We start from the raw sequence: 21,364 nt of genomic DNA on the forward strand, positions 1-21,364 counted from the left end.
GCCCGTGCACCGCGCCGGGCGGATGTCCGGGCCGCTGTCCGGCCCCGTACCGCGCCTGAGCCCCACTGCTCACGGACCCCACGGGCCGGCGGTCCCCCTGCCCCGGCGGCCGCTCTGCTTCGAGCCCCCGCTGACCGGTGCCTTCCCGGCCTCTTGTTCCCGAGGCCAGGCCCGCGCGTCTCCTCCTCCTCGCATCGCGTCGTACCGCGCCGCTTCCTGCCTGCCGGTCGGGTCCGTACCTCCGTCTCCTGCCGTCTCCTCCGCGGCGTGAACAACTCATTCGCTTCGAACAGGGAGTTCCCATGACCACTGCCTCCGTCACGACCGAAATCAGCTCCCTCACCGTCACGAAGATCGGCGGCCGCATCGGCGCCGAGATCGGCGGCGTCCGCCTCGGCGGGGACCTCTCCAAGGAGACCGTCGCCGAGATCCGCGCCGCGCTGCTCGCCCACAAGGTCGTCTTCTTCCGCGGCCAGGACCACCTCGACGAGGCCGCGCACGAGGCGTTCGCCCAGCTGCTCGGCGCGCCCGTCGCGCACCCCACCGTCCCCTCCGCGGACGGGCGTTACGCCCTCGGCATCGACTCCCACCACGGTGCCCGCGCCAACCAGTGGCACACCGACGTCACCTTCGTCCCCGCCTACCCCGCCTTCTCCATCCTTCGCGCCGTGACCATCCCCCCGTACGGCGGCAACACCCTCTGGGCCAACACGGCCACCGCCTACGCCGGCCTTCCCGAGCCCCTGCGGGCCCTCGCCGACAGCCTGCGCGCGCTTCACTCGAACGAGTACGACTACGCCGCCCTCAAGCCCGACGCGCTCCCCGAGGCCCTGGCCCAGTACCGCGAGGTGTTCACCTCCACCTCGTTCCTCACCGAACACCCGGTGGTCCGCGTCCACCCCGAGACCGGCGAACGCACCCTGCTGCTCGGCAACTTCGTCCAGCGCATCGCCGGGCTCACCGGCCGCGACTCGCGCGCCCTGCTGGACCTCTTCCAGGCCCACATCGAGAGCCCCGAGAACACCGTGCGCTGGCAGTGGCGCGCCGGTGACGTCGCGATCTGGGACAACCGCGCCACCCAGCACTACGGCGTGGACGACTCCGACGAGCACGAGCGCACCCTGCGCCGCGTGACGGTCGACGGGGACGTCCCGGTCGGGCCCGACGGGACGCCGTCCCGCCTGATCAGCCCCGAGACCGTTCCGGCCCCTGCCTTCGGCATCGCCTCCGGAGCTTCGACCGCCGTCTGACCGTCCCGCAAGGAGCCCCCGTGCCCAACCTGCTCGCCATCACCGGCAGCCCCTCCGCCCACTCCCGTACCGCCGTCGTCTCCGACCACGTGGCGCGCCGCCTGGCGCACTCCGGTTTCGAGACCGCGCACCTTTCCGTACGCGACCTGCCCGCCGCCGACCTGCTCTCCGCCCGCCGCGGCGAGCCGGCCATCCGCCGGGCGCTCGAAGCCGTCGCCGCGGCCGACGGCCTGGTCATCGCGACCCCGGTCTACAAGGCCTCGTACACCGGCCTGCTCAAGGCCTTCCTCGACCTGCTCCCGCAGGACGGCCTCGCCGGCAAGACGGTACTGCCGCTCGTCACCGGCGGCAGCCTCGCCCACGTCCTGACCATCGACTACGCCCTGCGCCCCGTGCTCGCCGCGCTCGGCGCCCGGCACGTCACGGCGGGCCGGTTCGTCCTCGACTCCTCCGTCGAGCGCGGCAGTGGCCCCGACCGGCTGCGCCCCGAGGCGGAGCTGGACCTCTACCAGGCCGTCGACGAGTTCGCCGACGCCCTGCGCCACGCCCCCGCCGCCGAGCTCACCGCCACCCCGTAACCCCGCACCCACAAGGAACCGTCATGGCCGCAGCCTTCACCTCGTCCCCCACCTCCCGTCGCCAGTTCCTCACCCTGCTCGGCATATCGGCGGCCGCGGTGAGCTGCGGCACGGCCACCGCCGGCGGCGGATCGGGCACCGGCGCGCAGATCAAGACCCTGAAGTACCAGGGCTCGGTCGGCGCGGTCTCTCTCCCCGAACTCGCCGCCGACCTCGGCTACTTCGAGGACGTCAAGCTCGAATGGGTCGGCAACACCATCAGCGGCCCGCAGGACATCCAGTCCGCCGCCACCGGCCAGACGCACTTCGGCAGCGCCTTCAACGGCGCGGTCATCAAGCTCGCCGCCGCGAAGGCGCCGATCAAGGCCGTCATCTCCTCCTACGGCTCGGACCGATACTCCTACGCCGGCTACTTCGTCCTGGAGGACAGCCCGATCCGCTCCGCCCGGGACCTGATCGGCAAGAAGGTCGGGATGAACACCCTCGGCGCCCACTATCAGGCCTTGCTCGACACCTACCTCAGCCGCAACGGCCTCTCCAAGGCCGACGCGGGGAAGGTCGAACCCCTCGTGGTGCCACCGGTCAACACCGAGCAGGCACTTCGCCAGAAGCAGATCGAGGTCGGCGTGCTCACCGGCATCCTGCGCGACAAGGCCGTCGCCGGCGGCGGCATCCGCCCGCTCTTCACGGACGTCGAGCTCCTCGGCCCGTTCAGCGCGGGCACGTACATCATGACCGAGCGCTTCATCAAGCAGAACCCGGACACCGTACGGACCTTCACGACCGGCGTGGCCAAGGCCATCGAGTGGTCCCGCACCACTCCACGCGACAAGGTCGTCGCGCGGATGACGGAGATCGTCAAGAAGCGCGGCCGCAACGAGGACACCACCGCCCTGCAGTACTGGCGCTCCTACGGGATCGCCGAGACGGGCGGCCGGATACCCGACAAGGAGTTCCAGCTCTGGCTCGACTGGCTCGGTGAGCGCGGCGAGATCAAGAAGGGGCAGCTCAAGCCGTCCGACCTCTACACCAACGAGTTCAACGGTTACGGGAAGGGCTGACCGGCATGGCGAAGATCGTGTTCGAGGGAGTGACGAAGGCCTTCCCGGCCAAGGGAGGGAAGAACAAAGAGGAGTTCACCGCACTCGACAGCGTCGACCTGGAGATCCAGGCCGGGGAGTTCGTGGTCGTCGTGGGTCCCAGCGGCTGCGGGAAGTCCACCCTCCTGGACCTCCTCGGCGGCCTGTCCCGGCCGACGTCCGGCCGGATCCTGCTCGACGGCAAGCCGGTCACCGGACCCGGCCTCGACCGGGGCATCGTCTTCCAGCAGTACGCGCTGCTGCCCTGGCGGACGGCGCTCGGAAACGTCGAATTCGGCCTGGAGGCGACCGGCGTACCGCGACGCCAACGGACGGACCGGGCACGGGAGTTCCTCGAACTGGTCGGACTCACCGGATTCGAGGACCGGCACCCCCACGAGCTCTCCGGCGGCATGCGCCAGCGCGTCGCGATCGCCCGCTCGCTGGCGTACGACCCGGACGTGCTGCTGATGGACGAGCCGTTCGCCGCACTCGACGCCCAGACCAGGGAGTCCCTCCAGGACGAACTGCGCCGCATCTGGCAGCGCACGGGCAAGACGGTCGTCTTCATCACGCACGGCATCGAGGAGGCGGTCTACCTCGGTCAGAAGGTGGCCGTCATGACCTCCCGCCCCGGGCGCATCAAGGAGGTCGTCCCCATCTCCTTCGGGGAGGCCCGCACCGCCGGACTCCAGGGCGAGGACCTGCGGTCCAGCCCGGAGTTCGCCCGCTATCGCCACGAGATCTGGACCCTGCTCCACGACGAGGTGGCGCGCGCGCAGCAACTGGAGAAGGAGGAGGCCACCGTATGACCACCGACACCACCCTCGCGAGCACCCCGGGCGCCACCGCCCTGGCGGGATCCGTCGACGACGTCCGAACCCCCGCGACCCCGGCGACGGCGCCGGAGCAGGACGCGAGCGGGCCCCCGGCTTCGCCCGCGGCCCCGGCCGCCGTCCGGGACCCCGCGTCCCCGGCGGCCGGCGACCCGCTCAAGGCCCCGGCCTCGACGGCCCCGCGCGCCCGGCGGCTCGTCCGGGCACTGGCACGGGGGCTGAAGGCCGCCGGACTGCGCTCGGCCGCCCTGCTCGCCCTGCTCGCCGTATGGGAGGCCGCCCCCCGGCTCGGCCTGGTCGACGCCACCTTCCTGCCGCCCGTCAGCGTGGTCGGCGAGGCCTGGTGGGAGCTGCTGGGCAACGGCCAGCTCGTCGAGCACACCTCGGCCAGCCTGACCCGCTCCCTTGGTGGCTTCGGGATCGCCGTGGCCGTCGCCGTCCCGCTCGGCCTGCTCATCGGCTGGTACCGGCCCGTGGCCGCGGTCCTCGGCCCGCTGCTCGAAGTGTTCCGGAACACCGCGGCCCTCGCCCTGCTGCCGGTCTTCGTGCTGCTGCTCGGCATCGGGGAGACGTCGAAGGTCTCCATCGTCGTCTACGCCTGCGTGTGGCCGATCCTGCTGAACACCATCAGCGCCGTCGGCAACGCCGACCCCACTCTGATCAGGCTGGGACGCTCGATGGACCTGTCCACCCCGAGGCTCTTCCAGAAGGTGATCCTCCCGGCCTCCGTGCCGGCCGTCTTCACCGGCATCCGGCTCGCCGGGGCCGTGTCCATCCTCGTCCTCGTGGCCGCCGAGATGATCGGCGCCAAGGCGGGCCTCGGCTACCTGATCAACGCCTCGCAGTTCAACTTCGCGATCCCGCAGATGTACGCGGGCATCATCACGATCTCCGCCATCGGCGTCGCCTTCAACCAGCTCCTCGTCACCGTCGAACGCCGCCTCAGCCTCTGGCGCGTCCCCGCCTCTTCCTAGGGAAACCCACATGACCGACCAGACGCCCCGGACCCTCCACCTCAACGCGTTCCTCATGAACGCCGGGCACCACGACGCCGCCTGGCGCCACCCCGACAGCAGCCCCGAACGCGCGACCGACCTGCGGTACTTCCAGGAGCTGGCCCGCACCGCCGAGCGCGGCAGGCTCGACTCGATCTTCTTCGCCGACGGGGTCGCGCTCTGGGGCAAGGCCCGCTACAACGCCATCGGCGGCTTCGAGCCGCTCACCCTGCTCTCCGCGATCGCCGCCGTCACCGAGCACATCGGACTGATCGCCACCGTCTCCACCACCTTCAACGAGCCCTACAACCTGGCCCGGAAGTTCGCCTCCCTCGACCACATCAGCGGCGGCCGCGCCGGCTGGAACATCGTCACCTCCGGCAGCGTCGACGAAGCCCGCAACTTCAACCGCGACGAGCACCTGGAGCATGCCCGCCGCTACGAGCGGGCCCGCGAGTTCCTCGACGTCGCCCTCAAGCTCTGGGACAGCTGGGAGGACGACGCGATCGTCCTCGACAAGGAGCGCGGCATCTACGCCGACACCGACAAGCTCCACCCCGCCGCCCACCGCGGCGAGCACTTCGGCGTCGCCGGACCGCTCAACGTACCGCGCTCCCCGCAGGGGTACCCGCTGCTCGTACAGGCCGGATCCTCCGAGGACGGCAAGGAGTTCGCCGCCCAGTACGCCGAGGCCGTCTTCACCGCCCAGCAGACCCTCGCCGACGGCCAGACCTTCTACAAGGACCTCAAGTCCCGGCTGGCCCGGTACGGCCGCGCCGAGAGCGACCTGCTCGTCCTGCCCGGCATCGCCCCCGTCATCGGGTCCACCGAGGCCGAGGCGAAGGCCCTCGAACAGCAGCTCACCGACCTCCAGATCCCCGAGTACGGCCTCGCCCAGCTCTCCGGCATGCTGAACGTGGACCTCACCGGCCTGCCCCTGGACGGCCCGCTGCCCGACCTCCCGGAGGAGCGGGACATCAACGGCAACAAGAGCCGCTTCACGCTCGTCGCCGAGCTCGCCCGCCGCGACGGGCTGAACCTGCGCGACCTGATCGCCCGCCTCGGCGCCGGCCGCGGCCACCGCACCTTCGCCGGCACCCCCGAGCAGATCGCCGACCAGCTGGAGGAGTGGTTCACACAGGGAGCCGCCGACGGCTTCAACATCATGGCCCCCGTCCTGCCGACCGGCCTGACCGACTTCGTCGACCACGTCGTCCCGATCCTCCAGCGCCGCGGCCTCTTCCGCACCGAGTACACGGCCCGCACTCTCCGCGAGAACTACGGCCTGCCGCGCCCGGCCAACCGCTACGCGCGGGACGGCGCATAGGTGAGCCGGGCGGGGCGGCCCGCCACGGACACCATTGATCGATCCGGCAGCCCTTGCCGTGCCCCGTCGCGCGTCAGCTCGACGGGGCACGGTCCTGCGCAGCGGCTGCTGCGGAGGGGAGACCGTGGTGTCGGTGAGCCGGTGGGGCCGGGGATCACGGGTGTCCCGTGCGTCGTCGGGTCGTCGGCGGCACCGGCGTCCGCTCTCTCGTACGATCACGCTCTGATCCACCTTCCTCCGCGGGGCCGAGTGGTTGTCGTCGGATGCGCGGGGGCGTCCGAGAGGAGGCATCGCCGGTGTGTTCATGGCTCTCCGAGCGCCGCCGGTCCGCGGTGAGCACGGTCGTCGGGCTCTGCGTCGCCGTGCTCCTGGTTCTGCTCGGGGTTCTCGCGCCAGGGGTGGTGTCGGCCTCCAGCGCCGACGTCGGTGTCGTGGCACTCTTCGCCTACCTGCTCTGCTACCTGGTGGTCACCCTGAAGGCCTTCTCGGCCGCGCCGCCGGAGCGGATCCGCGAGTGGGCCCGACGGGAGTCGCGAGGCACCGTGTTGCAGCGCTATCTCCTGGGGACCGCACCCGGGCCCGGTGTGTCGGTCCTCATCGCGTCGGCGGCGCTCGTGGTGTCGGCGGCGTGGCGTCCCGGGCATCTGGGTTCCGCCTTCCCGGCGGGCGCGCGGGTTCTGATGGCGCTCGGTCTCGTCGCCGTGGCCTGGATCTGCGTTCTGGCCGCCTTCACGGTGGCGTTCTACGCCGACAACCTCGTGGAGGACGAGACGGCGCTGGACTTCCCGGGCGGGGAGACGGCGGCCTGGGCCGACTACGTGTACTTCGCCCTGTCGGTCATGACGACGTTCGGGACGACGGACGTCACGGTGATGTCGCGGGAGATGCGCCGGACGGTGGCGGCCAACGCGACCATCGCGTTCGTCTTCAACACGGTGATCGTGGCCGGCATGGTCGCGGCGCTGGACAGCGGGCAGGGCGCCTGAAACAGGCTGCCGCCTCCCGCCTTCGCGGTCCGATCGGTGTCTCGTTCGTCAGAGGGTCGCTCCACTGCCCGCCGGGAGAGCCTGCTCGGCCCAGATGACCTTTCCCTCGCGACCGTGTCGCGTCCCCCAGCGCTCCGCGCACTGGGCCACCAGGAGCAGGCCGCGGCCGCCTTCGTCGAAGGTGCGGGCGCGGCGCAGGTGCGGGGCGGTGCTGCTGGCGTCCGAGACCTCGCAGGTGAGCGTCGACTGGAGGATCAGCCGCAGCTGGACGGGGCTCTTGCCGTAGCGGATCGCGTTCGTCACCAGTTCGCTGACGACCAGCTCCGTGGTGAAGGCCAGTTCTTCCAGCTCCCAGTTCGCCAGGACGTCGGAGGCGAAGCGGCGGGCCCCGGACACGGCTGCCGGGTCGGACGGGAGGTCCATCGTGGCGACGTGGTCCGGGTCGAGGGCGTGGGTCCGGGCGACGAGCAGGGCGACGTCGTCGGCGGGGCGGCCGGGCAGCAGTGCGGCCAGGAGTCGGTCGCAGGTCTCCTCCAGCGAGTCCGGCGCCGAGGTGAGGACGTCGCGCAGCGTGGCGAGTCCTTGGTCCACGTCGCGCGTGCGGCCGGCGATCAGGCCATCGGTGTGCAGGACCAGCAGGCTGTCCTCCGGCAGCTCGAACTCCGCGGTTTCGAAGGGGAGTCCACCGAGGCCGAGAGGGGGTCCGATCGGTACCTCCGGCAAGGCCTCGCTGATCTTCGAGGGGGTTACGACGGTCGGTGGGACATGGCCGGCACTGGCCAGGGAGCACCGGCGGGAGACGGGGTCGTAGATCGCGTACAGGCAGGTGGCGCTGGTCTCGCCCTCGTCCGGCGACTCCTCGCGCTGCATGCGGATGACCACGTCGTCCAGGTGGGTGAGGAGTTCATCGGGCATGAGGTCGATGTCGGCGAAGGCGCGGACGGCCGTGCGGAGCCGGCCCATGGTGGCGGCGGCGTGCAGGCCGTGGCCGACCACGTCGCCGACGACCAGCGCGACGCGGGCCCCGGACAGGGGAATGACGTCGTACCAGTCGCCGCCCACGCCGGCGCGGGACCCGGCGGGCAGGTAACGCGAGGCGGTTTCGACGGCCGAGTGCCGCACCGTGTTCCGCGGCAGCAGGGTCTGTTGGAGGGCGAGCGCGGTGGAACGCTCATGGGTGTACCGGCGGGCGTTGTCGATGGACACCGCCGCCCTGGAGGCGATCTCCTGCGCCAGCAGCAGATCGTCGTCGTCGAAGGGGGCCGAGGTGCGATGGCGTACGAACTGCACCAGGCCGAGGGTCTCCCCACGGGCGTGCAGAGGCACGAGGAGTACGGAGTGAAGACCGAGGCCGCGCAGTACTCGGCCGTGGGACTCCGACGGTGCCACCCACGGGGGCATCTCGGTCCCCGCGATGTGGTGCAGGACGGATCGTCCGGTGGTCAGTGCGCGTACCGGGGCCGAGTCGTCGGGGTAGGTGTGGGTCTCACCGACGCGGAGCAGGGACTCGGGACAGTCGTCGAGGACGGAGCGCTGGGCGACGCGGCGCTGCGTCAGGGCTTCCGGCGGGCCGGTGCCGGTTTCGTCGAGCGCGGAGTCGAAGAGGTCGACGGTGACGAGGTCGGCGAAGTCCTCGGTGCAGACCTCCGTCAGCTCCTCCGCGGTGCGGGAGATGTCGAGCGTGGTCCCGATCCGCTTGCTCGCCCTGTCGGTGAGGGCGAGCCGACGCTGCAGCAGACGGTCGCGTTCCTCCTGGTAGGCGGCGACGACCTCTTCCGAGGAACGGTCCACGTAGTCGAAACCGATCGCGACCAGCCTCATCGTGGCCTGGTTGATCATGTGCCAGTCGCCGGTGAGGCGGGGAGCCTCGGCCTGTAGCTGTTCGAGCAGGGTGAGATGGTCGAGCCGGTAGGCACGCAGGAGCCGGCTCACCGGGATCCCCCGCCGGGCGTAGAGGCGGGCGATGTCCAAGGCGGCCGGAGGGGCTTCCGGTGCGCTCGCGCCGGGGTGGGCCTCCAGGAGATCAAGGAGGGCGGTGACGTGCTGGGCCGTCTCCTCCAGGGTCAGGGCCTCGATGTCCGCGATCTCCCACAGCTCGGGGAGTTCGCCGTTCAGGCGCTGGAGCAGCAGGGCGGCCAGCTTGTTCACCTCGGGTCTGAGGTGGCGGGCCAGCTGACCAAGGAACGCATCGACATCGGTTCCCATAGTGCGAATGTACGGGAAAGCCATGGCGTGCGCTCCTCGGACAGTTGCGGCGACTTCGGGGCGGCCCGGCTATCAGAGGCCGAGGTGGTCACCCAGGTCGGCGTAGTCGACCTGCCACAGGCCGGGAGAGCCCGTGGGGTACTGGGAGCGGAAGCCGAGCATGCGCTGGACGCGCGGCGAGAGCGTCTTGGCGAGCTCCCTGTCGACGAGGAAGGGGTACGCCTCCTCACCCGTGAGGAAGCCCGCGTTGAACGCGAAGGCGAGGCCGCGCCGGTACTCGTCGCCGGTCCGGTTCGCTCCGCCGCCGTGCGCGGTCTTGCCGCTGAAGAGAAGGACGTCCCCGGCGTTCATGACGGCGGGGATCGTCTGCTCGGGGGTCCCGCGGTCCTCGAAGTCGCTCCAGTGGTTGCTTCCGGGGATGACGCGGGTGGCGCCGTTCTCCTCCGTGAAGTCGGTCAGGGCGACCAGGAAGTTGATGGTGACCTCCGGGCCGCCGGGCCCCATCCCGATGAACGGGAACCAGTTCTCCAGGTCACGGTGGAGCATCTGCGCCTTGTTGCCGGGGCCGATCTCGATCACCTGGGCGGTGGTCATCCAGTACGTGCCCGACTCCTGGAGGAAGACCAGGTCGCTGATCTCGTGGACCAGGGGGTGGTCGATGATCTCGCTGCGGAACGTGGCGCTGTGCGTCACCAGGTTCGTGAGGCGCTTGGTGTTGCTGCCGTGGAACGCGGCCACGATTTCGTTCTCGTGGGTGGACCCCGGGGCGAGCGCCCGCAGCGGCTGCTCGATCTCGGAGTTGAAGCGGACGATCTGCTCCTGCGTCAGGAAGCCCTTGATGATGACCCCGCCGTCACGGGTCACGATCTTGAGGATCTCCTCCGCCGGCGTGTCGTTCGCCACGGATGTCAGTGCCTGGGCCTTCTTCTGTGTGGTCATGTGTCCTCTTCCTCGATCTGCGTTGTTCCTGTGGTGGTCGTCTCACTGTCGCCAGCCAGTGCCGTGGGCGAGAACGACAGCGGGCACCTGCTTCGCCCGGGCCCGGTGCACAGCGCACAGTCCGGTCACGGGCACGGCGGAGGTATCCGCTTACGGCGTCCTTGCGGAGTCGGTACGAGCTCCGGGGGCGTTACGGGCAGGGGTGGGCCCCCACGCCGGGTGCCGGTGGTGTGTGGTCCGCTCCCAGGGACGTGCGCTGCCGAGCCAGCCGAGGAGGAAGGCCGCCGGTACGGAGACCAGGCCGGGGGTGTGGAGCGGGAACAGGTTGAAGTCCTGCTCCGGCAGCAGCGCGTATTTCGTCCCGGACACGGCGGGGGAGGCGAGGGTCAGGAGGGCGCACAGGGACAGCCCTCCGTAGACGAGCCACAGCAGCCCGTCGCGGTTGAAGCCGATCCAGAGGAAGGAGTAGACGACCGCGGGGAACACGCATGTGGCCGCGAGGCTCAGCGAGAAGGTGAGCAGGAACTCGATGGGATAGCGGTGTACGGCGGTGGTGAGGAGAAGGCTCACGGCGCAGAGCGCGACGACGGACAGCCGCAGGACCGCCGGCTCTCCGATCCCGATCCGGGCACGGCCCTTCCGCCCGAGCAGGTCGCGGGTCACGGAGACGGCGGCGGCGAAGGTCACGCTCGCCACGGCCGTGAGCACGGCGAGGAAGGCGACACAGGCCACGAGGGTGATGAGCACGACCCGGCCGGTGGAGTGGTGGGGGAGGACCTCCGACGCCAGGAGGAGCGGGGCGCCCTGCCCCTTCACGTCGACCGCTCCGATCCGTCCGCTGCCCACCACCGCGGCAGCGGCGAAACCGGTCGTGATCAGCAGCAGGTAGAAGAGGCCGGTCAGCACGACGGCGACGCTCAGTGAACGCCGGGCGGCGGGCACGTCGCGCCCGGCGCTGACGCGCAGGAGCAGGTGGGGCATCATCGCGGTTCCGAGGACGACGACGATGTGGTCACTGAGTGTGCCGAGCGGTCCGCCTCCGGCGGAGTGCTCCCACAGTCCGGGGCTGAGGTATCCGCCCGGTGACACGCTCTTGTCGATGGCCGCCGTCAGCAGGGATCCGGGACTCCAGTCGAAAGCGCGGAGCGCCAGCAGGGTCACCGCGGCGAGCGTCGCCAGGGCTACGGGCACTTTGACGACCTGCACGAAACTGGTCCCGCGCAGATCGGCCACCCCCGCGAAACACGTGACCAGGAACCCCATCAGCACCGTGCACACCACCTGGGCCCGCTCGCTCGGCATGCCGATGAGAAGGGCGGTGGTGATGCCGCCGGCACGCAGTTGCACCATGAGCAGGGGCACGGCGATGCACAGGGTCACCACGGCGCCGGCGATCCGTACTCCCGGCCCCTCGGCACGCAGGGAGAACAGCTCGCCCAGGGTGTAGCGGCGGGTCGCGCGAATCCTGGAGGCGAGGAGCAGGAAGACGCCGAGTGCGAGGGCGCTGTCGACGGCGGTCGAGACGCCGTCGTAGCCGAAGAGGGCGATCGCTCCCGGCAGCGAGACCAGGATGATGACCGTGATCTGTTCCCCCGCCATCGCGACACCGTTGAAGACGGGCGGGAGGGCCCGGCCGGCGACGTAGAGGCGTTCCGGGTCGTCGTCCTGCGTGGCGAGCGTGAAGACCCACAGGAGGCAGAGGCCGATGAAGACGAGGAAGGCGCTGATGACCGCGCCCCTCGCGGCGGTGCCGATGAGGTCGGGCGAGCCGACGCTCAGGAGGTGCGTCATCACCACGCGCCCCCGGCCGAACGGGAGGCGGCCGTCGTCGCCGGGGCCGCTTCGAAGGAGGAAGCGGCCCGGTACTCGTACCACCAGGTCCCGCCGACGAGGACGACCAGCTGGGCGAACGCCCATGTGAGGGCGAGGGTGAGACGGCCGTATACCGAGATCTCTCCAAGGGATGTGGAGCAGGAGAGCAGGACACCGACGGCGAGCGGCAGCGCGTTGACAGTGACCAGCATCCGGGTGTCACGGCGGGAACGCTGGGAGGAATCGGAGGGCACGGGACCTCTCTCGGGAAGAACGAGGAAGACGGACTCGGCGCGCGGGGGCGCGGGACGGTCGCAGCCGTCGAGGACGGGTGAGGGAGCCGGGCAGCCGTGCTCCGTACCGGTCGGAAGCCATGCTCACCGCGCGCCGTCGGGCGTCAGCGGCGGTTGGCCGCCGTCAGGCTGGCGTAGTGCCCGGCCCGCTCCAGGAGCCGGGGGACACCCGTTTCGAGCGACGGTCCGAAGACCGTGTCATGGGGACGCTCGCCCCGCTGCCAGCGGGTGTGGATGGCCTCGCAGAAGATCGCCGCCTTCCACAGGGCGAGGGTCTGGTACCAGGGGAGCGGAGTGAGATCGAGGCCCGTGCGGCGCTGGTAGCGCTCTGCCAGCCGGCCCCGGGTGAGGTAGCCGGGTGAGCGGGTCACCTTGGTGAGTTCGAGCGGGGTGGCAGGGCTGCCGGCCTCGGACCAGGTGGCGGTGAGGTACCCCAGGTCCGCGAGCGGGTCGCCGAGCGTGGCCATCTCCCAGTCGAGGATCGCGAGGACCTCGGCCGGGGCCTGCGGGGCGAACATGAGGTTGCCCATGCGGTAGTCGCCGTGCACCACCGAGGCCGCCTGGCTCGTCGGCAGGTTCTGGGCGAGCCAGTCCGCGATGCGCTCCACCGCGGGCAGGCTGCGGGTGGTGTTGACCTCCCAGAGGCCGCGGAACCGCTCGACCTGCCGCCGGAGATACCCCTCGGGCAGGCCCAGGGAGGCGAGCTCCCCCCGGGTGACGTCGATGCCGTGCAGGGCGACGAGGGTGTCGACGACCGCCTCGCTGGTCAGCCGGCGCTGTTCGGCGGGGGAGAGGTGGGGCGGGATCGTGTCGGTGACGATCGTGCCGTCGAGCCGGGCCATGAGGTAGAACGGCACGCCCAGGACGTCCTCGTCCTCGCAGACGGCGAGGATCTCCGGCACCGGCACCCCGTGCCCGTGGAGGATCTTCTGGATGCGCGCCTCGCGCACCATGTCATGCGTCGACTTCGGCAGCGGCGGGCGCGGGCCGCGGCGCAGGACGACGGACTCGCCGCCGCGTTCGATCAGATAGGTGACGTTGGAGTGGCCGTCGCCGATGCGTTGCCACGCGATCGGCCCGCTGCCGATGCCGTGTGCGTCGAGGAAGCCGGTGACCGCGTCGAGCACCAGGAGCGGAGGACTGTCGAGGTGGCGGGCGCCGTCGCGGCTCGCGACGACTTCCACGCCGTCGGGGACGGTGTGCATCACGCGCCTCCGTCCCGGCCGACGACGGCGTCGCCCAGGTATCGCTCACCGGCCCGGACGGTGGCGCGCCGGCCGGCGGAGGCCCGGCGGGCGATGGCCCACCGGTGGGTCTCGTTCGAGCCGTCGTAGATGCGGAACGGGCGGACCTCGTTCAGGTACTGGGCCAGCGGGAGTCCGTCGGAGACGCCGTCGCCGCCGCAGATCTGGACGGCACGGTCGATCACCCGGTGGATCGCCTCCGAGCAGTGGACCTTCGCGACCGAGGACATCGCCGAGCCCGCCTTCGGGTCGCTGTGCAGCAGGGCCGCGGTCTTGCTGATGATCGCGTCGGAGGTCTCGATGTCGATGACGGACTCGGCGATCAGGTGCTGGGCCAGGCCGAGCGAGTCGATCGGACCGCCGAACAGCTCCCGCTTCGCGGCCCGGTCGAGGGCGATGTCGTGCGCCCGGCGTGCCAGCCCCAGCCACCGCATGCAGTGCGTGAGCCGCGCGGGGCCGAGCCGTACCTGCGCGTACCGGAAGCCGAGTCCGACCTCGCCGAGGACCGCGTCGTCGGGGACGAAGCAGTTCTCGATGTACAGGTGGGGGTGGCCGCCGTCGATGGAACGGTCGACCGTGTGGATCGCCTCGCCGACCCGGATCCCGGGGTTCGTCAGGTCGACGAGGAACATGGTGGCCCCTTCGGGGGAGCCGTCGACGGCCGGGGTGCGCGCCATGACGATGCAGAACGCGGCACCGACGGCTCCGCTGGTGAACCGCTTGTGGCCGTCGATGATCCAGCCGCCGTCGGTGCGTACGGCGGTGGTCCGCAGCGCGGCCGGGTCGGATCCCGCTCCGGGGTGGGGCTCGGTCATGCCGAAGCAGGACCGGACGTCGCCCGCCGCCAGAGGTGCGAGGTAGTGCTTCTTCTGCTCCTCGGTGGCGATGAGGTTGAGCATGTGCATGTTTCCCTCGTCGGGGGCCATGCAGTTGAGCGCGACGGGGCCGATCGGCGAGTATCCGGCCTCCTGCAGGATCGGCGACCAGTGCTCGATGGCCAGTCCCTGTCCGCCGTACTCCTTCGGCACGAGCGGCGCGAAGACGCCGGCCTCCTTCGCCGCGGCCTGTAGCCGGTCGCGAGTGGCCTGGTCGAGGCGCCCTCCCGGTACGGGCTCGGCGTCGACGACGGTCTCCCGGATGAACCGGCGCGTGCGCTCGCGCAGCTCCGCGAGCTCCGGCGGAAGGTCAGGGGTAGTCATGGCTGTCCTTTGTGGGAGGGGCGAGGGCGTCACGCGGTGCCGCCGGCGACGGTGAGGCCGCCGTCGACGGTGAGGACGTGGCCGGTGACCCAGGAGGAGTCCTCCGAGGCCAGGTACGCCACGGCGGAGGCGATGTCGGACGGCACGCCCAGACGCCGCAGGGGGTAGTCGGCGGCCACCTCGGTTTCCCTGCCCTCGTACAGGGCCTCGGCGAACCGTGTCTTCACGACGGCGGGCGCCACGGCGTTGACCCGTACGTCCGGGCCGAGTTCGGCGGCGAGGGTCCTGGTCAGGTGGGACACCGCCGCCTTGCTGACTCCGTAGAGACCGATGCCGGGTGAGGGGGTGTCGCCGGTGACGGAGGAGAGGTTCACGACGGTGCCGCGGCGTTCGGTGAAACCGAGCTTCGGGTGGGCCACGGCGTCCTGCACCCAGGCGAGGGTGGCGAGGACGTTGACCTCCAGGACTTTGCGGGCGACGTCGAGGTCCAGGCCGACGACGGGACCGTACGCGGGATTGATGCCCGCGTTGTTCACGAGGACGTCCAGTCCGCCGAACTCGCGCGCGACGGTGTCCAGGACCTCACGGCGGTGGTCGGGATCGTCCGCCCTGCCGGCGACGGTGACGACGCTGCCCGGGGGGAGGGAGGCCGCCGCCTCTTCGAGGGGACCGGCCTTGCGCGCGGTCAGGCACACGCGCGCGCCTTCGGCGACGAGCCGTTCGGCGACGGCGAGACCGATGCCCCGGCTCGCTCCGGTCACGACGGCGGTGCGGCCCGAGAACCGGCCGGTGTGGTTCTTGCTCATGGATCAGTCCTTCGAGGGGGAATCCGGCTCGGTGCCGTCGAGGCCGCGGAGTTCGGCGCGCCGGATCTTGCCGCTCTGGGTCTTGGGCAGGTCGGCGAGGAAATGGATCGTGCGGGGGCACTTGTAGGCGGCCAGCCGCTCGCGGGAGAAGGCGATCAGCTCCTCGGCGGATGCGGTCAGACCCGCTTTCAGCGAGACGTAGGCGACGACGGTCTCGCCGCGGTACTCGTCCGGCTGTCCGACGACCGCGGCTTCGAGGACCGAGGGGTGTTCGTACAGGGCGTCCTCGACCTCGCGCGGCCAGACCTTGTACCCGGACACGTTGATCTGGTCCTTGAGCCGGTCCACCAGATAGACCCAGCCCTGCTCGTCGATGACGGCGACGTCGCCGGTACGGAGCCGGCCCTCCGGCATGGTCCGGCGGGTGGCCTCGGGCTTGCCCCAGTACCCGGGAACCACCTGCGGCCCGCTCAGCTCCAGCTCACCCTGCTGACCACAGGGCATTGGATCGCCGTGCAGGTCGACGACGCGCGCGGTGAGATGAGGCAGAGGCTTGCCGATGGACAGCGTCCCGCTCGGCAGATGCACCGGCGCCCGCTCACCCGGCGGCACGGCGATGACGGCGGACGTCGTCTCGGTCATCCCGTAGCCGTTGTGGAGGTAGACGCCGAACCGCTCCCGGAACCGCTCGACGGTGGCCGGCGGGATCGGCGCGCCGCCCGAGTACAGGGCCTTCGCCGTCGCGAAGTGCTCCGGCCCGGCCTGCGGCAGCTCGTAGATCGCGTTGTACGCGGTGATGGAGCCGATCGTGTACGTCACCTGGTGCTCGGCGAAGGCCTCCAGGGCGACCTCGGGGTGGAACCGGCCCGCCAGGACGAGCGTGGTGTCGGTGAGCAGCGAGAGCGTCGCGTTGACCACCGCCCCGGTGATGTGGAACAGCGGGGCCATGGCGAACACGACGTCCCCGTCGTCCACACGCACCCACGACGCGCAGGTCGCCACCACGCTCAGCACGTTGGCGTGGGTGTTCATGGCGCCCTTCGGCGGGCCCGTCGTCCCCGAGGTGTACGTCAGGAACGCGACGTCCTCAGGGGTGAGTTCCACCGGAGCGGGGCGGCGACCGCGGTACGCGCCGATCAGGGCCACCAGGTCGCCGTCCGGCGCGGGGGCCAGGCGTTCCGTCGTCGCGAAGACCCGCGGATCGTTCCTCGACTGGTAGTCCAGCGCCGATGTGCTGATAAGCCACCGCACCGTGCTCCCCGCCAGCGTGCCGAGCGTCTCGTGGACGTCCTCGTCCGCGCAGACGACGCCCACCGCCCCGGAGTCCTCGACGATCCGGCGCAGTTCCCGGCGCCGGTACATCGGGTTCAGCCCCAGCGCCGTGGCCCCCAGCTTCCACAGGGCCAGCAGCACCAGCGCGTACTGCGGAACGTTCTGCAGGTACACCCCGACGCGGTCGCCCCGGCCCGTCCCGCGTGCCTCGAACGCGGCGGCCAGGGCGTCCGACGCCGCGTCCACCTCCCGCGCGGACAGCGCACCGTCGAAGAAACGAAGCGCTGTCCCGCCCGGGTTCCTCGCCACACGTGCCTTCCACGCGGCCACGAGCGAGCCGGGAACCGCGTCCGGCCCCGTACCGGACCCGCTGGGGGACGTGTCCCGCCGCCGACCCTCGTCCACTGTCATCTGCCGTCCTTCCCACCCATGTCCATGCCTAGGTGTGCCGGTCACGTGAGCTCGCGCTTGAGGATCTTTCCGGTGGACGTCATCGGCAGGGTCCGCACGACCTCGACGATGCGCGGGTACTTGTAGCCGGCCATCTGCTCCTTGCCCCAGGCGATCAGCTCGTCGGGGCGGGCCTCGGCGCCACGCTCGAGGATGACGAACGCCTTGATCTCCTCGCCGTGGCTCTCGTGCGGCACGCCGACGACGGCGGCCAGGCTGACCGCCGGGTGCGTCATCAGGACCTCCTCGATCTCGCGCGGGTAGACGTTGAAGCCACCGCGGATGATCAGGTCCTTCGCCCGGTCGACGATGTAGTAGAAGCCGTCCTTGTCCCTGCGGGCCAGGTCGCCGGTGCGGAACCAGCCGTCCCTGACGGCTTCGGCGGTGGCCTCGGGGCGGCCGTGGTAGCCCTTCATCACGTTGTGGCCCTTGACCGCGATCTCCCCGATGGCGCTGCCCGTGCCGTCGTCCTCGACCTCCGACCAGTCCGCGTCGACGAGCTTGACCTCGACGCCCCAGATCGGCACGCCGATCGACCCGGGACGGGGCTCCCGCGCCGGATCGCTGAAGGTCACCACCGGCGAGGTCTCGGAAAGGCCGTAGCCCTCCAGGACCTGGACGCCCAGCCGCTCCCTGACCTGCTTGATGAGTTCCGCGGGGAGCGCGGCGCCGCCGGAGACGCCGACGCGCAGGTTCCTCGCGATCCTCTCGACGTCGACGTCCTCGGTGAGCGCCTGCAACAGGCCCCACCACATGGTGGGGACGCCCGCGAAGACGGTGATGTCCTCCCGCCGCATCAGGGACACCGCCTGCCGGGCGTCGAACCGCGGCAGCAGCACCAGCGTGCTCGCCGTCGAGAAGCCGGCGTTCAACTGCACGGTCGCGCCGAAGGAGTGGAACAGCGGCAGCACGACCAGATGGGTGTCCAGCGCCGGCCGGTTCTCCAACAGCTGGTTGACCGCCAGGGCGTTGAGCACCAGGTTGGCGTGGCTGAGTTCGGCGCCCTTCGCCTGCCCCGTCGTACCGCTCGTGTAGAGCAGCACGGCCGGGTCGTCCCCCGACGTCCCGATGCTGTCGAACGTCGCCGCGGTGCCCCGCAGCGCGGCGCCCATGGTCTCGACGCCCTCGATCGGGCTCTCCGCCGCGGGATCGGCGGTGATGAGGAAGAAGTGCTCGCAGGCCGGGGTCTCGGTGAACCCGGCGTGCCCCTCCGCCCCCATCGGCAGGCCCTCGCCGCCCTCGAAGCAGAAGTACGCCTTCGCCCCCGAGTCGGCGAGCTGGTAGGCGACCTCCCGGCCCTTGAGCAGGATGTTGAGCGGTACGACGACGGCGCCGGCCTTGAGGATCCCGTAGTAGACGATCGGGAACCAGGGCACGTTCGGACAACTGAGCGCGACCTTGTCGCCGGGCCAGATGCCGCGGTCGACCAGGAGGTTGGCGACCTGATTGGCGGCGGCGTCGATCTGGGCGTAGGTGAGACGCATCGTGCCGAGGACGACCGCGTCCCGGTCCGGGTGCGTGCGGGCGGAGTCCTCGAGCAGGACCGAGAGGTTCAGCATGGTGCCATTTCCGGAAGGGCGGACCGGGCCGGGCCGCGGAGGAACAGAACACGCGGCCCGGCTCGGAGCGGGTGAGCGGGTGAGCGGGTGGGGGTGACGCGTGACTCGATGCGGGTGTCACAACGTCCGCAGGAGCCGGTCGAGGGCCTCGGCCGTCGCCTCGACGTCGGCGGTGGTGTGCGCCGTGCTGAGGAAGACCTTGCCGGACGGCATGAACAGGAAGCCCTGCCGCAGCATCCCTTCGAGGATCACCGCCCAGAGCCCGCTCGTTCCGTGAAGCCCGGTGGCGCCCCCGGCGGGGACGTACTGGAGGAGCGAGCCGACCCGGTTGAAGCTTCCGAAGTCGGGCGAGGAACCGAGAACGGCGCCGACGAGGGCTTCGAACTCGGACGAGGTCCGTTCGAGTCGCTCGTACACCGCGGGATCGGCCAGGACGCGCATCGTCGCCGTGACGGCCGCCAGTGCGATCGGGTTGGCGTTGAAGGTTCCGGCGTGAACGACGCCGGAGGTCACCTGGTCGATCAGATCGGCCCGGCCGACGACGGCGCTCTGGGTGAAGCCGCCGGCCATCGCCTTCCCGAAGACGGACAGGTCGGGAAGGACGCCGTACTTCTCGGCCGCCCCGCCACGGGCGATCCGGAACCCGGCGATCACCTCGTCGAAGACGAGGACGACGCCGTGCCGGTCGCAGAGGGTCCGCAGCGTCGACAGGAAGAGCGGTGTGGGCGCTTCGACGCCGGCGTTGCTCATCACCGGGTCGACGAGCACGGCCGCGATGTCGCGCTCGACGGCCTCGCTCAGCAAGCGCTCGGCCAGCTGTACATCGTTGAAGCGCGCCACGACCAGGTCGTCGAGGACACTGGCCGACTGCCCGGCCCCGCCGGGGGTGGCGGGGCGATCGCAGTCGTCCTCGGACATCCCGGCGTACACGGTGTCGTGCCAGCCGTGGTAGCTCTTGGCGAACTTGAGGACGCGGCGCCGCCCGGTGGCCGCGCGCGCGAGGCGCAGCGCCACCTGCACCGCTTCTGTCCCCGTGTTGCTCCACAGCAGCCGCTCGCCGTGCGGCACGGCCTCGAGGACCGCTTCCGCCGCGAGGTACTCCAGCGGGTGGCCGGTGCCGACGACCTGCATCTTCGTCGCGACCTCGGACACCGCTGACAGCACGCGCGGGTCACCGTGACCGAGGACGAGCGGCCCCCACGCCATCACGTAGTCGACGTACCGGTCGCCGTCCAGGTCCCAGACGTACGCGCCCCGCGCCTCGCGCACGAAGAGCGGATGGGGTGGCATCGCGGCGCGCAGGCCCGACCCCACACCCCCGCCGACGCTGCGGCGGGCTCGCTCGAAGGCCGAGCGGGATGATTCCAGGGCCATGAGATCGCCCCTGCCTTTCAGTACGTGATCACCGAGCGGATGCCGATGCCGCGCTTCATCTGGTCGAACGCCCCGTTGATGTCCTGCAGACCGATCACGCTCGTCACCAGGGAGTCCAGGTCGATGCGGCCGTTCATGTAGTGGTCGATCAGCAACGGGAAGTCGGAATCCGGCTTGCTGGAGCCGTAGTTCGAGCCGATGAGCGAGAGCTCCTGATCGGACATGACGAAGGGATCGATGGAGACCCTCAGGCCGTCCGCCACCTGCCCGGCGACCACCGCCGTGCCACCCCGGGCCAGGACCTCGTAGGCCGACTCGATGGTGCGGGGCAGCCCGATGGCCTCGATGGCGATCTCCACACCGCGTCCCTCGGTGAGCTGTCGCACCCGGTCCGCGAAGTCCTCGCGGCCGTTGTTGATCAGGTCGGTCGCGCCGAAGACGCGCGCCTGCTCCAGCTTCTCGTCGGAGATGTCGGCGGCGATGATCCTCCGCGCGCCGGCGAGCCGGGCACCCTGGATCGCGTTCAGACCGACGCCGCCGCAGCCGAGGACCAGTACGGTGTCGCTCGGCCGCACGCCGGCCGTGTTGACGGCCGCGCCGACACCGGTCGTGACGGCGCATCCGACCAGGGCGGACTGCGGGAACGGGGCGTCGTCCCGGATGGCGATCGCGCCCGATTCGGGCACGAGGGCGTACTCGCCGAACGTTCCCAGGCCCGCGAAGCTGAGGACGTCGCCCCCGTCGGCGGACGTGATCCGGGGCCGGCCGTCGAACGACAGGTGGTTCGCCGAGTGCCGGCTCACCATGTCGCAGAGGACGGGCCTGCCGCTGACGCAGTAGCGGCAGCGGCGACACGAGGGCGTCCAGGACAGCACGACGTGGTCGCCCTTCGTCAGCGACGTGACGCCGTCGCCGACGCTCTCGACGACCCCGGCTCCCTCATGGCCGAGGATCATCGGCGAAGGAACCTCCCATTCGCCCAAAAGGACATGGAGGTCGCTGTGGCACACCCCGCTCGCCTTGAGCCGCACGAGCACCTCGCCGGGCGGAGGCGTCGAGGGGATCGTCACTCGCTCGATGGTCAGCGGTTCGTTCGGCGTCCTGAAGACGGCGGCGTCGAACTCGATCGTCATGAAAGTCTTCCTTCCGTGGTGTGGGGC

The 21,364-nt window shown here is 70.9% G+C and carries 18 protein-coding genes; 7 read left to right on the forward strand and 11 right to left on the reverse strand.

All coding sequences use genetic code 11. The annotated features are described in order from the left end of the window. Positions 1-302 precede the first annotated feature (302 nt). From DEJ43_RS33810 to DEJ43_RS33840, 7 genes are all read left to right on the forward strand, one after another. Positions 303-1,250: a TauD/TfdA dioxygenase family protein gene (locus DEJ43_RS33810; RefSeq protein ID WP_015037940.1), complete on the forward strand. Its 948-nt coding sequence runs from the start codon at positions 303-305 to the stop codon at positions 1,248-1,250. Positions 1,251-1,270: 20 nt separating this feature from the next. After that, the gene (gene ssuE, locus DEJ43_RS33815) at positions 1,271-1,828 is read left to right on the forward strand and encodes an NADPH-dependent FMN reductase (RefSeq protein ID WP_015037941.1); all 558 of its coding nucleotides are present in this window, start codon (positions 1,271-1,273) and stop codon (positions 1,826-1,828) included. 23 nt (positions 1,829-1,851) lie between these two features. Next, positions 1,852-2,889 carry an ABC transporter substrate-binding protein gene (locus DEJ43_RS33820; RefSeq protein ID WP_015037942.1) on the forward strand — a complete coding sequence of 346 codons (1,038 nt, stop codon included), beginning with the start codon at positions 1,852-1,854 and terminating at the stop codon, positions 2,887-2,889. A 5-nt stretch (positions 2,890-2,894) separates the two neighbouring features. Next, a complete protein-coding gene (locus tag DEJ43_RS33825; protein WP_015037943.1) occupies positions 2,895-3,719 on the forward strand; it encodes an ABC transporter ATP-binding protein in 825 nt (274 codons plus the stop codon). Beyond that, positions 3,716-4,717, forward strand: a complete 1,002-nt coding sequence (locus DEJ43_RS33830; RefSeq protein WP_015037944.1) for an ABC transporter permease — start codon at positions 3,716-3,718, stop codon at positions 4,715-4,717. The genes DEJ43_RS33825 and DEJ43_RS33830 overlap by 4 nt, the downstream gene beginning before the upstream one ends. 10 nt (positions 4,718-4,727) lie before the next feature. Then, the gene (locus tag DEJ43_RS33835) at positions 4,728-6,065 is read left to right on the forward strand and encodes an LLM class flavin-dependent oxidoreductase (RefSeq protein WP_015037945.1); all 1,338 of its coding nucleotides are present in this window, start codon (positions 4,728-4,730) and stop codon (positions 6,063-6,065) included. A gap of 296 nt (positions 6,066-6,361) precedes the next feature. Next, positions 6,362-7,051, forward strand: a complete 690-nt coding sequence (locus tag DEJ43_RS33840; RefSeq protein WP_015037946.1) for a DUF1345 domain-containing protein — start codon at positions 6,362-6,364, stop codon at positions 7,049-7,051. Between the two features lie 48 nt (positions 7,052-7,099). On the opposite strand, the gene DEJ43_RS33845 is transcribed toward DEJ43_RS33840, so the two are convergent. The 11 genes from DEJ43_RS33845 to DEJ43_RS33895 all read right to left on the reverse strand — a co-directional run bounded on the left by DEJ43_RS33845 (position 7,100) and on the right by DEJ43_RS33895 (position 21,337). Next, positions 7,100-9,280: an ATP-binding SpoIIE family protein phosphatase gene (locus DEJ43_RS33845; RefSeq protein ID WP_015037947.1), complete on the reverse strand. Its 2,181-nt coding sequence runs from the start codon at positions 9,278-9,280 to the stop codon at positions 7,100-7,102. 48 nt (positions 9,281-9,328) lie between these two features. Then, positions 9,329-10,195 carry a phytanoyl-CoA dioxygenase family protein gene (locus tag DEJ43_RS33850; RefSeq protein WP_015037948.1) on the reverse strand — a complete coding sequence of 289 codons (867 nt, stop codon included), beginning with the start codon at positions 10,193-10,195 and terminating at the stop codon, positions 9,329-9,331. Positions 10,196-10,345: 150 nt separating this feature from the next. Next, positions 10,346-11,986 (reverse strand): sodium:solute symporter family transporter, encoded by a 1,641-nt coding sequence (locus tag DEJ43_RS33855; protein WP_015037949.1) that lies wholly within the window; start codon positions 11,984-11,986, stop codon positions 10,346-10,348. After that, positions 11,986-12,261, reverse strand: a complete 276-nt coding sequence (locus DEJ43_RS33860) for a hypothetical protein (RefSeq protein WP_015037950.1) — start codon at positions 12,259-12,261, stop codon at positions 11,986-11,988. Before DEJ43_RS33860 ends, DEJ43_RS33855 begins: the two co-directional genes overlap by 1 nt. A gap of 143 nt (positions 12,262-12,404) precedes the next feature. Beyond that, a complete protein-coding gene (locus DEJ43_RS33865; RefSeq protein WP_041663197.1) occupies positions 12,405-13,505 on the reverse strand; it encodes a phosphotransferase family protein in 1,101 nt (366 codons plus the stop codon). Then, a complete protein-coding gene (locus DEJ43_RS33870) occupies positions 13,505-14,743 on the reverse strand; it encodes an acyl-CoA dehydrogenase family protein (protein ID WP_041663198.1) in 1,239 nt (412 codons plus the stop codon). Before DEJ43_RS33870 ends, DEJ43_RS33865 begins: the two co-directional genes overlap by 1 nt. A 29-nt stretch (positions 14,744-14,772) precedes the next feature. Beyond that, positions 14,773-15,549, reverse strand: a complete 777-nt coding sequence (locus tag DEJ43_RS33875; protein ID WP_015037953.1) for an SDR family oxidoreductase — start codon at positions 15,547-15,549, stop codon at positions 14,773-14,775. Between the two features lie 3 nt (positions 15,550-15,552). After that, entirely contained in the window at positions 15,553-17,130 is a 1,578-nt protein-coding gene (locus tag DEJ43_RS33880; RefSeq protein ID WP_233448017.1) for an AMP-binding protein, read from the reverse strand. 143 nt (positions 17,131-17,273) lie between these two features. Next, positions 17,274-18,830, reverse strand: coding sequence for a long-chain-fatty-acid--CoA ligase (locus DEJ43_RS33885; RefSeq protein WP_015037955.1), 1,557 nt, complete (start codon positions 18,828-18,830; stop codon positions 17,274-17,276). A 117-nt stretch (positions 18,831-18,947) separates the two neighbouring features. After that, positions 18,948-20,204 carry an aspartate aminotransferase family protein gene (locus DEJ43_RS33890; protein ID WP_015037956.1) on the reverse strand — a complete coding sequence of 419 codons (1,257 nt, stop codon included), beginning with the start codon at positions 20,202-20,204 and terminating at the stop codon, positions 18,948-18,950. A 17-nt stretch (positions 20,205-20,221) separates the two neighbouring features. Then, positions 20,222-21,337, reverse strand: coding sequence for a Zn-dependent alcohol dehydrogenase (locus DEJ43_RS33895; RefSeq protein ID WP_041663199.1), 1,116 nt, complete (start codon positions 21,335-21,337; stop codon positions 20,222-20,224). Positions 21,338-21,364 lie beyond the last annotated feature (27 nt).

The organism is Streptomyces venezuelae ATCC 10712, assembly GCF_008639165.1.
GTDB lineage: Bacteria > Actinomycetota > Actinomycetes > Streptomycetales > Streptomycetaceae > Streptomyces > Streptomyces venezuelae.

Excerpts from the sequence above, each read along its gene's own strand:
- DEJ43_RS33810 (WP_015037940.1), top strand. The coding sequence starts at position 303 with ATGACCACTGCCTCCGTCACGACCGAAATCAGCTCCCTCACCGTCACG.
- DEJ43_RS33820 (WP_015037942.1), top strand. The coding sequence starts at position 1,852 with ATGGCCGCAGCCTTCACCTCGTCCCCCACCTCCCGTCGCCAGTTCCTC.
- DEJ43_RS33825 (WP_015037943.1), top strand. The coding sequence starts at position 2,895 with ATGGCGAAGATCGTGTTCGAGGGAGTGACGAAGGCCTTCCCGGCCAAG.
- DEJ43_RS33830 (WP_015037944.1), top strand. The coding sequence starts at position 3,716 with ATGACCACCGACACCACCCTCGCGAGCACCCCGGGCGCCACCGCCCTG.
- DEJ43_RS33835 (WP_015037945.1), top strand. The coding sequence starts at position 4,728 with ATGACCGACCAGACGCCCCGGACCCTCCACCTCAACGCGTTCCTCATG.
- DEJ43_RS33845 (WP_015037947.1), bottom strand. The coding sequence starts at position 9,280 with ATGGCTTTCCCGTACATTCGCACTATGGGAACCGATGTCGATGCGTTC.
- DEJ43_RS33850 (WP_015037948.1), bottom strand. The coding sequence starts at position 10,195 with ATGACCACACAGAAGAAGGCCCAGGCACTGACATCCGTGGCGAACGAC.
- DEJ43_RS33855 (WP_015037949.1), bottom strand. The coding sequence starts at position 11,986 with ATGACGCACCTCCTGAGCGTCGGCTCGCCCGACCTCATCGGCACCGCC.
- DEJ43_RS33865 (WP_041663197.1), bottom strand. The coding sequence starts at position 13,505 with ATGCACACCGTCCCCGACGGCGTGGAAGTCGTCGCGAGCCGCGACGGC.
- DEJ43_RS33870 (WP_041663198.1), bottom strand. The coding sequence starts at position 14,743 with ATGACTACCCCTGACCTTCCGCCGGAGCTCGCGGAGCTGCGCGAGCGC.
- DEJ43_RS33875 (WP_015037953.1), bottom strand. The coding sequence starts at position 15,549 with ATGAGCAAGAACCACACCGGCCGGTTCTCGGGCCGCACCGCCGTCGTG.
- DEJ43_RS33885 (WP_015037955.1), bottom strand. The coding sequence starts at position 18,830 with ATGCTGAACCTCTCGGTCCTGCTCGAGGACTCCGCCCGCACGCACCCG.
- DEJ43_RS33890 (WP_015037956.1), bottom strand. The coding sequence starts at position 20,204 with ATGGCCCTGGAATCATCCCGCTCGGCCTTCGAGCGAGCCCGCCGCAGC.
- DEJ43_RS33895 (WP_041663199.1), bottom strand. The coding sequence starts at position 21,337 with ATGACGATCGAGTTCGACGCCGCCGTCTTCAGGACGCCGAACGAACCG.